The sequence below is a fragment of the Roseateles sp. P5_E11 genome, from assembly GCF_054049355.1.
Map to the genome: position 1 here is coordinate 1 of NZ_JBFUMO010000116.1, position 13561 is coordinate 13561.

General features: G+C 69.2%; 12 protein-coding genes. 3 read left to right on the plus strand and 9 right to left on the minus strand.

Annotated elements, in window-relative coordinates; genetic code table 11:
* Window positions 1-133: 133 nt before the first annotated feature.
* Together ACXJKR_RS11245 and ACXJKR_RS11250 are read left to right on the plus strand one after the other, a co-directional pair.
* Window positions 134-835: an FFLEELY motif protein gene (locus ACXJKR_RS11245; RefSeq protein ID WP_457322913.1), complete on the plus strand. Its 702-nt coding sequence runs from the start codon at window positions 134-136 to the stop codon at window positions 833-835.
* Between the two features lie 62 nt (window positions 836-897).
* Window positions 898-2631 carry a long-chain-fatty-acid--CoA ligase gene (locus ACXJKR_RS11250; RefSeq protein WP_457322914.1) on the plus strand — a complete coding sequence of 578 codons (1734 nt, stop codon included), beginning with the start codon at window positions 898-900 and terminating at the stop codon, window positions 2629-2631.
* Between the two features lie 104 nt (window positions 2632-2735).
* On the opposite strand, the gene ACXJKR_RS11255 is transcribed toward ACXJKR_RS11250, so the two are convergent.
* From ACXJKR_RS11255 to purE, 4 genes are read right to left on the minus strand one after another with little or no spacing between them, the layout of a single operon-like run.
* Entirely contained in the window at window positions 2736-3695 is a 960-nt protein-coding gene (locus ACXJKR_RS11255; RefSeq protein WP_157282187.1) for an SGNH/GDSL hydrolase family protein, read from the minus strand.
* 24 nt (window positions 3696-3719) lie between these two features.
* Window positions 3720-4706 carry an L-threonylcarbamoyladenylate synthase gene (locus ACXJKR_RS11260; RefSeq protein ID WP_457322915.1) on the minus strand — a complete coding sequence of 329 codons (987 nt, stop codon included), beginning with the start codon at window positions 4704-4706 and terminating at the stop codon, window positions 3720-3722.
* The gene (locus ACXJKR_RS11265) at window positions 4706-5893 is read right to left on the minus strand and encodes a 5-(carboxyamino)imidazole ribonucleotide synthase (RefSeq protein WP_457322916.1); all 1188 of its coding nucleotides are present in this window, start codon (window positions 5891-5893) and stop codon (window positions 4706-4708) included. Before ACXJKR_RS11265 ends, ACXJKR_RS11260 begins: the two co-directional genes overlap by 1 nt.
* On the minus strand, window positions 5890-6354 hold the full coding sequence (purE, locus tag ACXJKR_RS11270; protein WP_457322921.1) for a 5-(carboxyamino)imidazole ribonucleotide mutase: 465 nt from the start codon (window positions 6352-6354) through the stop codon (window positions 5890-5892). Before purE ends, ACXJKR_RS11265 begins: the two co-directional genes overlap by 4 nt.
* Window positions 6355-6735: 381 nt before the next feature.
* Between purE and ACXJKR_RS11275 the strand changes: the two genes are divergently transcribed.
* On the plus strand, window positions 6736-7686 hold the full coding sequence (locus tag ACXJKR_RS11275; RefSeq protein WP_457322917.1) for a tetratricopeptide repeat protein: 951 nt from the start codon (window positions 6736-6738) through the stop codon (window positions 7684-7686).
* Window positions 7687-7721: 35 nt separating this feature from the next.
* On the opposite strand, the gene ACXJKR_RS11280 is transcribed toward ACXJKR_RS11275, so the two are convergent.
* The 5 genes from ACXJKR_RS11280 to ACXJKR_RS11300 all read right to left on the minus strand — a co-directional run.
* Window positions 7722-9488: a serine/threonine protein kinase gene (locus ACXJKR_RS11280; protein WP_457322918.1), complete on the minus strand. Its 1767-nt coding sequence runs from the start codon at window positions 9486-9488 to the stop codon at window positions 7722-7724.
* A 53-nt stretch (window positions 9489-9541) separates the two neighbouring features.
* Window positions 9542-10687 (minus strand): hypothetical protein, encoded by a 1146-nt coding sequence (locus tag ACXJKR_RS11285; protein ID WP_157282189.1) that lies wholly within the window; start codon window positions 10685-10687, stop codon window positions 9542-9544.
* Between the two features lie 145 nt (window positions 10688-10832).
* Window positions 10833-11729: a phosphoribosylaminoimidazolesuccinocarboxamide synthase gene (locus ACXJKR_RS11290; protein WP_457322919.1), complete on the minus strand. Its 897-nt coding sequence runs from the start codon at window positions 11727-11729 to the stop codon at window positions 10833-10835.
* A gap of 10 nt (window positions 11730-11739) precedes the next feature.
* Window positions 11740-12120, minus strand: a complete 381-nt coding sequence (locus ACXJKR_RS11295) for a response regulator (RefSeq protein ID WP_056205044.1) — start codon at window positions 12118-12120, stop codon at window positions 11740-11742.
* A gap of 1 nt (window position 12121) precedes the next feature.
* The coding region (locus ACXJKR_RS11300; RefSeq protein ID WP_457322920.1) for an ATP-binding protein at window positions 12122-13561 on the minus strand (1440 nt) is incomplete at its 5' end.

Here is a 13561-nt window from a genome sequence, read left to right on the forward strand (position 1 = left end):
AGCGTCAGCAGCCCCCAGCCCCAGCCGAAGCGCCAGCCCACGGCCAGCGCCAGGGCCAGCCGCAGCAACACCCAGATCCTTTGCAGTCGTCCGTTCATCGCCCGAGTGTAGGAAGGCAGAATTCCGCCGACCCATGGATGAACTGAGTGCCGAATCCCTGCTGAATGAACTGCGCGCCGTCGACGCGGAACGCGCCCGCCGTGCTGCCGACCCCGAGCTCGAGGCCCGCGTCCAGAGCGTGAAGGCCTTCCAGCAGCGCCGCTTTGCGGCCACCTATGCCGATCTGCTCGCCAACCCACGCTATGAGGCGGCCACGCGCTTCTTCCTGCACGAGCTTTACGGTCCCGACGATTACCGCCAGCGTGATGCGCAGTTCGCCCGCGTCATCCCGACGCTGACCCGCCTCTTTCCCGCCGAGGTCGTCGACACGGTCGCCAAGCTCGCGCAGCTGCACGCCCTGTCCGAACGCCTGGATACGCGCATGGCCGAGCACCTGCTGTCAGCCGATATCAAGCCCGACGAATACGCCATTGCCTGGCGCGCCTGCAGCGAGCCCGCGTCGAGGCAGCGACAGATCGAGCTGACGATGGCGGTGGGCGAGTCGCTGGACAAGCTGACCCGCAAGCCGCTGCTGCGCCAGACGCTGCGGCTGATGCGCGGCCCCGCGCAGATGGCGGGCCTGGGCGCGCTGCAGAACTTTCTCGAAAGCGGCTTTGACACCTTCCGCGCGATGCGGGGCGCGGGCGAGTTCCTGTCCACTGTGCGACACCGTGAGGACACACTCGCACGTGCATTGTTTCGCGGTGATGCATCCGCGTTAGGGCAACTCCCCTAGCTTGATGTAACACGGCGTCCCAACATCGAAGGCTTCACGCCAAGCACGTCAGAAGGCTCTCGATGACCGCCGTCCTTGCCGAAGTCACCGAAGTGACATCCCGCGCCAAGCCCTGGCTGGCCAGCTACCCAGCCGGCGTGCCGGCGCAGATCGACACCCGCGTCTACGGCTCGCTGGTCGACCTGCTCAACGAGGCCTTCCGCAAGCACGCCTCACGCGATGCCGCCATCTGCCTGGGCCAGCGGATGCGCTTCTCGGAGATCGACCAGCTCTCCATGCAGCTCGGCGCCTGGCTGCAGGCCCAGGGGCTCAAGCAGGGCGACCGCGTCGCCATCATGATGCCCAACCTGCTGCAGTACGGCGTGGCCATCGCGGCCATCCTGCGCGCGGGCTTCGTCGTCGTGAACGTGAACCCGCTGTACACGCCGCGCGAGCTGGAGCATCAGCTCAAGGACTCGGGCGCGCGCGCCATCGTCGTGCTGGAGAACTTCGCGCACACGCTGTCCGAGGTCATCGACGCGACCGACGTGAAGCATGTCGTGCTGGCGTCCATGGGGGACCTGCTGAACTGGTGGAAGGGCCCGCTGATCAACTTTGCCGTGCGCCACCTGAAGAAGATGGTGCCGGAGTTCCGCCTGCCAGCCGGCGACGGCCGCACCGTCGTGCGCTTCAATGAGGCCCTCGCCCATGGCGAGCGCCTGCACCTGAAGAAGCCCGAGCTCGGGCCCGACGACGTTGCCTTCCTGCAATACACCGGCGGCACGACCGGCGTGTCCAAGGGCGCCACGCTGCTGCACCGCAACATCGTCGCCAACATCCTGCAGGTCGAGGCCTGGTTCCAGCCCATGCTGGCCCGGCTGCCCGACCAGAACATGCAGTTCACCAACGTCTGTGCGCTGCCGCTTTATCACATCTTCGCGCTGACGGCCTGCTTCATGCTCGGTGCGCGCATGGGCCACCTCAACATCCTGGTGCCCAATCCGCGCGACATCCCCGGCTTCATCGAGACATTGCGCGGACACAAGATCCACATCTTCCCTGCCGTCAACACGCTGTTCAATGCACTGGCCGCAGAGCCGGGCTTCTCGCGGCTGGACTTCTCCGAGCTGGTCATCTCCAACGGCGGCGGCATGGCCGTACAGCAGGCCACGGCCGAGAAATGGCTCAAGGTCACCGGCTGCCCGGTGGTCGAAGGCTATGGCTTGTCCGAGACCTCGCCGGCGGCGACCATCAATCCGCTGGACCAGCGCGCCTTCAACGGCAGCATCGGCCTGCCGATCTCGTCCACCGAGATCGCCATCCGCGACGACGACGGCCGCGACCTTCCGATCGGCGAACGCGGCGAGATCTGCATCCGCGGCCCGCAGGTCATGGCCGGCTACTGGAAGCGCCCGGACGAGACCGCCAACGTCATGTGCGCCGACGGCTACTTCAAGACCGGCGACATCGGCATCATGGACGAGCGTGGCTATGTGCGTATCGTCGACCGCAAGAAGGACATGATCCTGGTCAGTGGCTTCAACGTCTACCCGACCGAGATCGAGCAGGTCGTCAACATGCATCCCGGCGTGCTGGAGTGTGCTGCCATCGGCGTGCCGGACGCCAAGTCGGGCGAAGCGGTCAAGCTTTTCGTCGTCAAGAGCGACCCGGCGCTGGCCGAGGAAGACCTGGTCAGCTACTGCACGGCACAGATGACGGCCTACAAGCGGCCCCGGTTCATCGAGTTCCGCGACGAACTGCCCAAGAGCAACGTCGGCAAGATCCTGCGCAGAGAACTCCGCACCAACACTGCCTAAGTCTTATTAGGCCGCGCTCGCTGCCAAGGCCAGAGGCCTTGTCCTTCGCCAGGCACAAACAGTCCTCAGGACTGTTTGTGTCCGGGCTCAGCCTCGGGGGTGGGCTAGAACGGGTTGTTCTTGGCGCGCGTGAGCGCCAAAGTGCCGATGCGCTGCTGCGCGCTCGGGCCGAGCAGGGTGTCGCCGGCCCACAGCCATTGCGTGGGGTTGGCGTCGGTCACCAGCGTGTCCGTCGTGCAGTCCTGAGGCGCGACCTCGGTGCGGCAGGCCGCGTTCGTCACATCGGCGTAGCCGAAGGCGGCCGGGAAGCGCGCGATCTGCTGGATCGTCTCGTCAACGAGCACGAGGCCGACCAGGCGGCCGTCGTTGAGCAGGTTCAGACGCATGGTCGTATTGAAGGCCGAGCTCAGGTCGTTCAGGAAGATGGCGCGGTCGATGTCGGTCTGCTGCTGTCTTTCCTTTTGACCGTAGGGCGTCAGGCCGACGTCGAAGATGGTGGCCACCAGCACACGGCCGTTGGCATTGGCGATGCGGTTGACCTGGTCGGCCAGCAGCTTGCCGCGCGCCTTGGCCTCGTTGATCAACGAGTCACGGCTCTGGGCCGGGAACTGGCGATACAGCTCGAGGATGTCGTTGACGCCGACCATGATGGACACGATGTCCTTGGGGCCGAAGCGGTCGTTGGACAGATGCAGGTCGATCTTGTCGCGCACATCGGCAACCTTGTTGCCCAGTGCCGCGTACATGATGCCCTGGGGCAGCGCGACGAAGTCGGTGTTGCACTGCGGGTAGACGAAGCCAAAGCCGCCGGCCAGGATCTGGCTCCAGACCGGGCTGAGCTTGCAGTCCACCTGCTTGGTGTCGGGATTCAGGCCGTTGATCGTGTACTTCTTGCCGCTTTGCAGAATGGTGCCCATCTCGTCGCCGAAGGCGATGACGCGGGTCGGCGCAAACGGGTCGATCTGCTGGGAGCTGCCACCGCCGCAGCCGGCGATCAGCGCGGCCGCTGCCACCATGGCCAAAGCCAGGCCGCGCTTCAATTTCTGGGAGACAACACGTTGCATGACGATCAACTCAGGAACRAGAACTCAATCGGAAAAGGCGGCCGCGGCCCGGCTGAGCCGGTCGCGCACGCCATCCCAGGCAGGGTCGTGGGGCGGTGCCTCGACCCAGATTTCGCGCGCGCCGGCCGCGTCCAGAAGGCGCAGCACCGCGAACAATTCGTGGGCCGCTGCCGCCGGGTCGGCCGGCATGGCCTGCCAGCGCCAAGCCGGCAGCTGGGCGCGTGAATATACCGCCACCCCCTCCAAGCCCCCGCTGGCGGCCGTTGTGGCCAAACGTAAAGCCAGCGCCTGGGCATCCAGCAGGCGCACGCGGGCGCTCGGCGCGTAGTGCGCAGCCAAGGTGCCCGAGGCCTTGGGCGCCGTGGCATCCGGCTCCACGAGCGGCTGGCCCAGGGCGGCCTCGATGCGGCCACGGCTGATCAGCCCCGGGCGCAGCAGGGCCGGATGCTCGCGGCTGCAGTCGACGATGCTGGACTCGATGYCCACCTCGCAGGCACCGCCGTCCAGCACCATCAGCTCGGGGCCGAATTCCTCGACGACATGGCGAGCCAGCGTCGGGCTGACGCGACCAAACCGGTTGGCACTCGGCGCGGCCAAGCCCTCGACGCCCAGCGCGCGCGCTGCGGCCAGCACGGCGCGGGCGACCGGGTGGGCGGGTGAGCGCAGCGCCACGGTGGCGTGGCCACCGGCCGCAGCCTCGGCCATGCCGGCCTTGCGCGGCACGATGACGGTCAGCGGGCCGGGCCAGAAGGCATCCATCAGCCGGCGTGCGGCGACGGGCAGATGGTCGGCAAAGGGTTCGGCGCCGGCGGCGTCCAGCACATGGACGATCAGCGGGTGGTCGCTGGGCCGGCCCTTGGCGGCAAAGATCCTGGCAACGGCCTCGTCCTGGTCGGCGCGCGCGGCCAGGCCATAGACGGTCTCGGTCGRCAGGCCGAGCAATTCGCCGTCGGCCAGGYGGCGCGCGGCGGCCTGGACGGCTTCGGGATCGTTGCCGGGCAGAAGCAACATCAGAAGTCGGTGGGCAGGCCCAGGATGGCGGCAGCCTCCACGGCGACCGCATGAGCCGCCTCAGGCGTGTCGGCCGTGATGTTCAGATGGCCCATCTTGCGGCCATGGCGGGCGTCGGCCTTGCCGTAGAGGTGCAAATGCGTGCCCGGCAGGGCCAGCACGCGGTCCCAGGCCGGGGGCGTGGGGCCGCCGTCGTCGTTGAACCAGAGGTCGCCGAGCAGGTTCAGCATGACGCTGGCCGAATGCTGGCGCGGCGCCGGCAATGGCAGGCCGGCCAGCGCCCTCACCTGCAGCTCGAACTGCGACACATCGGCGCCGTTCATCGTCCAGTGGCCGGAGTTGTGCGGCCGCGGCGCCATCTCATTGACGACCAGGCGGCCATCTTGCAACCAGAAGAACTCGATGCACAGCACGCCGACATAGTTCAGCGCGTCCGCGACCTGACGGGCGGCGGCTACTGCCAGCCTGTCGACCTCGACCGGCACATCCGGCGCCGGCACCTCGGTGACGGCCAGAATGCCGCCGCGGTGCAGGTTCTGCTGCACCGGGAAGTTGACGATCTGCCCGTCCGCGCCGCGCGCCACCAGCACGCTCAGCTCGGCCTTCAACGGCAGCAACTGCTCAAGCACGCAAGGGACGCGCTTGAGCCCTTCCCAGGCCTGGGCCAGCTCGGCGGTGGTGGCCACGCGAACCTGACCCTTGCCGTCATAGCCCATACGGCTGGTCTTCAGGATGCCTGGCAGCAGGGCCGGGTCGACGGCCGCGAGTTCGATCTCATTGGTGATGACGGCATGCGGCGCGCAGGGCACGCCGGCCGCTTCGAAATGCGCCTTCTCGATGGCGCGGTCCTGGCAGACGGCGACCGACGCCGCGGCGGGCGCCACGACACGCATGCCGGCGAGCGTCTCCAGCGCAAGGGCCGGCACGTTCTCGAACTCGGTCGTGATCGCGTCGCAGTCGCGCGCCAGCTGGGCCAGGCCGAAGGAATCCAGATAGTCGGCCTTGATGTGCTTCTCGGCCACGGCGCCCGCCGGGCTGACGGCATCAGGGTCGAGCACGATGCAACGGTAGCCCAGGGCCTGGGCGGCATGCACGAACATGCGACCGAGCTGGCCGCCGCCCAAGACGCCCAGCGTCGCTTGCCGCGACTCGCCAAGCGTCGCCGCACCAGGGAGAAGGGCTGTCAACGCAGTTCCTCGCTCATCGCGCGGGCGATTTCGGTCTGTTTCGTGCGGAAGTCATTCAGCTTGTCCAGCAGGGCCGCATCACCCGTCGCCAGCATCGCCACAGCAAACAGCGCCGCATTGGCCGCGCCGGCATTGCCGATGGCAAAGGTCGCGACCGGGATGCCCTTGGGCATCTGCACGATGGAATGCAGGGAGTCGACGCCCTGCAGGTGCCGGCTGGCGACAGGCACGCCCAGCACCGGCACCGTCGTCTTGGCGGCCAGCATGCCCGGCAGATGGGCCGCACCGCCAGCACCGGCGATGATCGCCTTGAGCCCGCGGCCTGCCGCCGCTTCGGCATAGGCAAACATCTCGTCGGGCATGCGGTGGGCCGACACGACCCTTGCCTCGAAGGCAACACCGAACTCGGTCAGAATCTCGGCCGCTTGCTTCATCGTCTCCCAGTCGCTGCTGGAGCCCATGACGATGCCGATGACGGCATCCGGGTTCTGGGGGGCTGGGGTGGACAAGGTCGCGCTCCGGAAGGCTCAGAAAAGCCTTGAATTGTAGGTGGCGCGTCCCGAAGTCTGTTGGCGCCACGGGGGGCGGATGCGTTGCCACTCAAAAGCCCGCGAGCAAGGCGCGAAACGAAGCTGGGGTCATCCCCAGCGAGGCTTCGCAACGCTGCGCGCGGGTTTTTGAGTGCCAACCTCTTCGGGAGAGGGCCTGCRCGGGCGCATGGCGTTGTTGCGCGCCTTGCACGGGCAAACCAGCCCGAGCTTCGGCGCGACGCCTAGCCCTGCGCCCGCGCAGACCCTCTCGCACCGCCCCCCGTGGCGCCAACAGACTTCCTACCCTCAKCCATGATCGACATCAACCTCCAGAACTTCGAAGCCGAACTCATCGTCGCGTCCCAGAACCAGCCCGTGCTGCTGGACATCTGGGCGCCCTGGTGCGGCCCCTGCAAGACCCTGGGTCCCGTCCTGGAGAAGCTGGAAACCGCCTACGCTGGCCGTTTCACGCTGGCCAAGCTGAACAGCGACGAGGTGCCCGAGATCGCCACCCAGCTCAGCCAGATGTTCGGCGTGCGCTCCATCCCCTTCTGCGTGATGTTCTCTGGCGGCCAGCCGGTGGACGGCTTTGTCGGCGCCCTGCCCGAGGCGCAGATCCGCGAGTTCCTGGACAAGCACGTGCCGGCCGGCGAGGAACTCGAAGCCGAGGCCGACCTGGCCGATGCCCAGGACCTGATGGCCGACGGCGACCTGGAGGCCGCGCTGACCAAGCTGGCCCATGCGGTGCAGACCGACCCGGCCAATGACGCTGCCCGCTTCGATTACGTGAAGGCGCTGCTGGAACTCGGCCTGCTCAACGACGCGCGCGCTGCCTTCGCCCCGGTGGCGGCCAAGGCCGCCGACACCCTGGTGCCCTCGCCCCGCCTGGCGGCACTGGCCACCTGGCTCAGCGCCTTCGAAGCCGCCACGGGCGCCGACCCGGCGGCGCTGCAGGGATCAATCGCCGCCAACAAGCGCGATTTCGACGCCCGCTTCACGCTGGCCCAGTTGCACCTGGCCAACCAGCGCTTCACCGAGGCCATGGACGAGCTGCTGGAAATCATCATGCGCGACAAGGCCTGGAACGGCGAGGCCGCGCGCAAAACCTACGTGGCCATCCTCGAGCTGCTGACCAAGCCGGCTCCCAAGCACGCCGCCGAGGCCAAAAGTGGCACGCTGGAACTCTCCGGCAAGGCCGCCGTCGTGCCCAGCGACCCGCTCATCGACAGCTATCGGCGCAAGCTGTCGATGGCGCTGTTCTGATCAGGCCCGCCTGACAGCCGCACGGCCCGGAATACTCAGGGCACGCCGCTGTTGCCGCGATTGCTGCGGATGTCGCGCAGCCTCACGCATTCCGGGTCGTTGTGATAGATCGGCTTTTCGCACTGCCGGTCGATGCACCAGGCGCGCGCGAACAGCACCCGGCCGCCGCAGGCCTCGTTGGCGGTGCGCGGCTCGGTGGACGGCGCAGGGGCCGCCGATGCCGGGGCCGCCTTGCTCGACGGGGCGGCCGGGCTGGAGGCCGCCGGCTCGGGCGCCGCGAAGACGGGGCTGCGCGGCACCGGGCGGAAGTCGCCGGCCTTCTCGGTCACGATGGGCTTGGGCGCCGTGTCGCGACGCGAGGGCGCCGAGCCGGGCAGTGCCACCGGGCGGGTGTTCACGCCAGTCGCAGCCGACGCGGGCGCAGGCTTGACGGGCACAGGCACCGGCGTGAGCGCGGGCGCAGGCTGTGAAGCTGGCGCGCTGGCCACCGGGGCCTGGAGTTCGGGTTGGGCCTGTTGCACGGGCGCCGGAGCCGACGCGGCCACGGATGCGGCGGGTTCGGCCGGTGTCACCTCGGGCTTGGCCTGGTTGCCGCGCAACTGCATGACAAAAAGGCCAAGCAGCAGCAAGGCGCCCACGCCGCCTCCGATCATGGCGGGCATCTGCCAGGAGGGTGGCCGCGCAGCCGCGGCCTGCGGCGATGGTTTCGCGGCACGCGGCGGCGGCGCGGGTGGGGACGGCGGCGGCGGTGCGGACTTGCGCAGCGGCACGACAACGGTCTGCCCGTCGTCCTCGTCCAGCGGCGGGCCTTGCACGGTGTCGGCGAATTCGAGATCCAGCGGCTCGGCGGGCGCCGGCGGCGTGGGTGCAACTGGCACCCGCGGCTGAGCGAGCTGGGGTCTCGGCACGGCTGAACGTCCTTCCAGCACCTCGCGCCAGGCGGCGACCGTCTGGGGGCGCTGATGGGGGGCGACACGCAGCGCCCAGTCCATGCCGGCGAGGAAGGCCGGTGAATAGCCGGGCACCTCCAGCGGCAGGAGTTCGTCGCCCATCGCGCGGGCCGTCGCCGGCGGCGGCGGCCGGCCGGTCAGCAGCTCATGCATGGCAGCGGCCAGTGCATAGAAGTCGGTCCAGGCCCCCTGGCGCAGTGTCGTGGCCTCGGCATACTGCTCGATGGGCGCGAAGCTGGGCTTGAGGATGGCGGTGAAGACCTGCGTGCGGTCGCTGATCGCCTGGCGGGCGGCGCCGAAATCCAGCAGGATGGGCGGGCTGCCGTCGGAGGGCAGGAAGATGTTGTCGGGCGCGACGTCGCGGTGCCAGACATTCTGTGCGTGCAGGGTCTCCAGCCCCCCCAGCACGGCGTCGAAGATGCGCTTGACCCAGGCCTCGGGTGGCGGCGTCGGCCGAGCCTTGCGCGCCTCGCGAAGGTTCTGGCCGACCAGGCGCGGCATGGCCATGTAGGCGGTGCCGTTGGCCTCCCAGAAACGGTAGACCTTGAGCAGGGAGGGGTGGTCGAAGCGCGCCAGCAGCTTGGCCTCGTTGACGAAGCTGCGTCGACCGAGCTCGAAGGTCTCCTTCATGGAGACCGAACGCACCGACACCTGGGACTGCCCGTCGCGCAGTGCGAATTGGCTGGGCATGTACTCCTTGATCGCGATCTCGCGCTCGAGCGAGTGGTCGCGTGCGAGGTAGACGATGCCGAAGCCGCCCACACCCAGGGTGCCAATGATCTCCAGCTCGCCGAACCGGGTGCCGGCGGGCAAGGCATTGATGGCTTCGTCGTCGCGGGCGTCGGCGGTCATAGGCCGGCGAGAGTACCGCAGCCAAGCCGTGCCGACTCTCCGGAAAAAGCCGGTCAGCGTGGCGGAGTGCCCAGCCCGGCGCTACTCAAGCGCTCGGCCCAGAGGCGGCGCTGGGCGGCGTCCTGGCCCCAGGCGGCCTGGGCGGCGTCGCCGTGGCGGGCTGCCAGCCCATCCTCATGCAAGCGGGCGTAGACCTGGGCCAGGCGGGCGTGCAGGGCCGCGCATTCGTCGAGGTCGCAGTGGGCCGCATCCTCGGCCAGCACCTCGACGGCGGCTTGGTCGGCCAGGGCCCTGGCACGTTGGACCTCGCCGGTATTGGCCCAGCACCAGGCCAGGTCGGCCAGCAGGCTGCCGCCGGTACGGGCCAGGCCAGCCGCCACCGCCTCGGGCAGGTTGGCCTCCAGCAAGGCAGCGGCAGTGGCGTAGTCACCCTGCACGGTCAGCAGTTGGGCGCGCAGCAGCGGGGTCAGGTTGGCGCGGGCCGAACCGCCCACGGCATCGTCGAAATGGCCGATGGAGTCCACCCCCAGCAGCACGGCCGGCGCCTCGCCAGGCTCGCCGGCCAGGGCAGCGTGGCGGATGCGCAGGGCGCGCATCTGCATCTGGTTGTAGAGCAAGGCCGCCAGGCCGGCGTCGTCACCGTCGGCACTGGCGGCGCGGCGGCCCCAGGCATACCAGGACGACGCGGCGGCTTCGTCCCGAGCCCCCATCGCGAGATCCCAGGCCATGCCCAGCGCTGAAGCGACGCGACACGCGGCGGCGTTGTCCGCCGGGGCGGCAAGGACTGCGGCGGCATGGGCGACGAGACGGTCGATATCGCGGTCGACAAAGGCCATTTGCGCCAGCCAGGCGTCGCACAGGGTCTGCAGCGCCGCAAGGTTGGCCGCCTTGGCCATGACGTGGGCGCGCCGCACGCGTTCACAGGCGCCGCCGCCGAAGGCGCTGAAATAAGCCGTCAGCCCTTCGGCCAGATGCAGCCAGGCGGCCAGCTCGATGCGCGGATGCACGAGGGCGCGCGCCTGCAGGCGGTTCAGCTCCTCGCGGGCCTCGACCTCGCGGCCATGGCGCAGCCACAGGATGGCACGCTGAACCTGCAGCACGGCGGCACGCGCCGGCATGGAGGCGACGGCGGCAATCTCGCCGTCAAGCCGCTGTGCCAGCCGGCTGCGAAGCTTGACCGGACCGGCTGCAACGCTCATTGGTGCACCCTTCGGCCTGCGGCCTTGCCTGTCCGGCAGCGCGGCCAGGCGTTCGCCAGGCATGCGATGCCCACTGGGCATCCCATGTCCGGGCTCACTCCCGCCAAGCGGGAGCGAGCTTGCTTGGGACGGCCCGGCGCGGCGCTCATGCCGTCAGCCGCTGCAGCGCTTCTTCGTACTTCTGCACCGTCTTGGCGATCACCTCGGCCGGCAGGGCCGGTGCAGGCGCCTTCTTGCCCCAGGGCTGGCCGTTGATGCGCACGGCCTCCAGCCAGTCGCGCACGAACTGCTTGTCGTAGCTGGGCGGGTTGCTGCCCGGCGCATAGCTCTCGACCGGCCAATAGCGTGAGGAGTCGGGCGTCAGCACCTCGTCCATCAGCGTCAGCGTGCCCTCGGCATCCAGGCCGAACTCGAACTTGGTGTCGGCAATGATGATGCCCTTGGTCAGCGCGAAATCGGCGGCGCGCTGGTAGAGCTGGATGGAGATGTCGCGCACGCGGGCGGCGAGGTCGGCGCCGATGATTTCAGCCGCCTGCTCGAACGAGATGTTCTCGTCGTGATCGCCCATCTCGGCCTTGGTGGCCGGCGTGAAGATGGGGGCGGGCAGCTTGTCGGCATTGCGCAGGCCCGCCGGCAGCTTGACGCCGCAGACGCTGCCGCTGGCCTGGTACTCGGCCCAGCCGCTGCCGGCCAGGTAGCCGCGCACGACGGCTTCGATGGGCAGGGGCTTGAGCCGCTTGACCAGCATGGTGCGGTCCTTGAGCTGCTCGCGCTCCTCGGCCGACACCACGGACAGCGGGTCTTGGCCGGTCAGATGGTTGGGAACGATGCCCTGCAGCTTGTCGAACCAGAACAGCGCCATGCGGGTCAAGAGCGCCCCTTTGCCCGGAATCGGCTCGCCCATGATGACGTCGAAGGCCGACAGGCGGTCGCTGGCGACCATCAGGATGCGGTCGTCGCCGACGGCGTAGTTCTCGCGCACCTTGCCGCGGCCAAGCAGCGGCAGGGAGGTCAGGCTGGATTCGTAGAGGGCTTGGGGCATGGCGGCGATTTTAGGTGCCGCCTCCGGCCAGATGGCTTCGTACTGCAGCTGCAAAGCTGTGCACGTCGATCGGTTTGGTCAGATAACCGTCGCAGCCGGCTGCGCGAAAGCGCACCTCGTCGCCCGGCATGGCAAAGGCGGTGAAGGCAATGACGGGCAGATCGGCGAGGTCGGGCGTGGCCTTGATGGCGCGCACCAGGCTCAGGCCGTCGGTGCCCGGCAACTGGATGTCAACCAGGGCCAGGGCGGGTCGGTAGGCGCGCAGCCGCGCCCAGGCCTCGTCGACGTGCAGAGCGCGGTCGACGATGAAGCCGTCGGCCTCCAGCACGTACTGTGCGAGATCGATGTTGAGCTCGTTGTCGTCGACGATCAGGATGCGTTCGCCAGCCATGTCAACCTTTCGTGAGTCGGCCACGCCGGTCCTGGCGGGCGGCGCGCAGCAGCGCATCGCGCACCTCGGCCAGGGCTTCGGCCTCGCCAGCGCTGGCGATGGCCGCGGCCGAGCGCGCCAGGCTTTCGATGTCCTGCCCACTGAGGGTCAGCGCCGTCCAGACGATGACGGGCAGCTCGGCCCAGCGCGGGTCCCCGCGAAGTTCATGCAGCACCTGGAATCCGTCGATGCCGGGCATCATCAGGTCGAGCACGATGGCCCCGGGCTGCAGGGCGGGCAGGCGCTGCAGCGCCTCGGCGCCGCTGCCGACGGCCACGGCCTCGACGCCCGTGGCCTGCAATGCCGCACACATCAGCTCGCGCGACGCCGCCTCGTCGTCGACCACCAGCACCGGCCGGCCCGGACCCAACCGGTCGCGCAGCGGCACGAGGGCACGCGCCAGGGCCGGGCGGCGCAGCGGCTTGGCCAGCACGTCGGACACCGTGAAAGCCACGCCCGCCCCCGTCGGGGGCGTCAGCGCCAGCGCCTTGACGGCCGCGTGCATGGACGGCCCGCCGCTGCGCAGCGCCGCCAGCAATGACAGGCCGGGCGCATCAGGCAGGGCGAGGTCGATGGCCAGTTCGGTGTAACGGCGCGCGCGGGTCAGGCGCAGCACCTCGCCGGCTGTGGACGCGGTGTCGGCGCTCACGCCGGCCCGCGACAGATCACGGGCCAGGCCGTCGCGCAGCGGATGGTCGCGCAGGGCGATGAGCTGCTGGTGGGCCGGTCGTTCGGCCGGCTCGCCGGCATCCAGCGGCTGGCGCGGCAGCACGGCGTAGAAGCGGCTGCCGCGCCCGGGCTCGCTGTAGACGCCGACACGGCCGCCCTGGGCCTCCACCAGCCGGCGCGTCAGCGCCAGCCCCAGGCCCGTGCCCTGGTGGCGCTTGGTCAGGCCGTCGTCGAGCTGCTGGAATTCGACAAACAGATGGCCGAGGCGGTCGGCCGGAATGCCGATGCCGCTGTCCTCGACCTCCAACCGCCACAGCCGCGGGCCCTCGCCCACCACGCGCAGTTCGACGTGGCCGCCGGCGAGCGTGAACTTGATGGCGTTGGACAGGTAGTTGAGCAACACCTGCTTGAGCCGAGCGGGGTCCAGCACCAGGTCTCGCAGCCCCGGTTCGATGGAGGACTTGAGGCTCAGGCCACGTTGCTCGGCGAGCACCGCGACGGTGGCCATCACGTCGTCGACCAGGGCCGGCAGTTCGACCGGCTCGGGATGGAAGTCCATCTTGCCGGCCTCGATCTTGGACAGGTCGAGCACGTCGTTGATCATGGCCAGCAGATGCCGGCCGCTGCTGGCAATGTGCTGCAGCCACTCGCGCTGGCGCGGCCCATCCAGCAGATGCGGCGGATGGGCGCTCATGGTCAGCAGGTCGGCGAAGCCGATGACGGCATTCAGCGG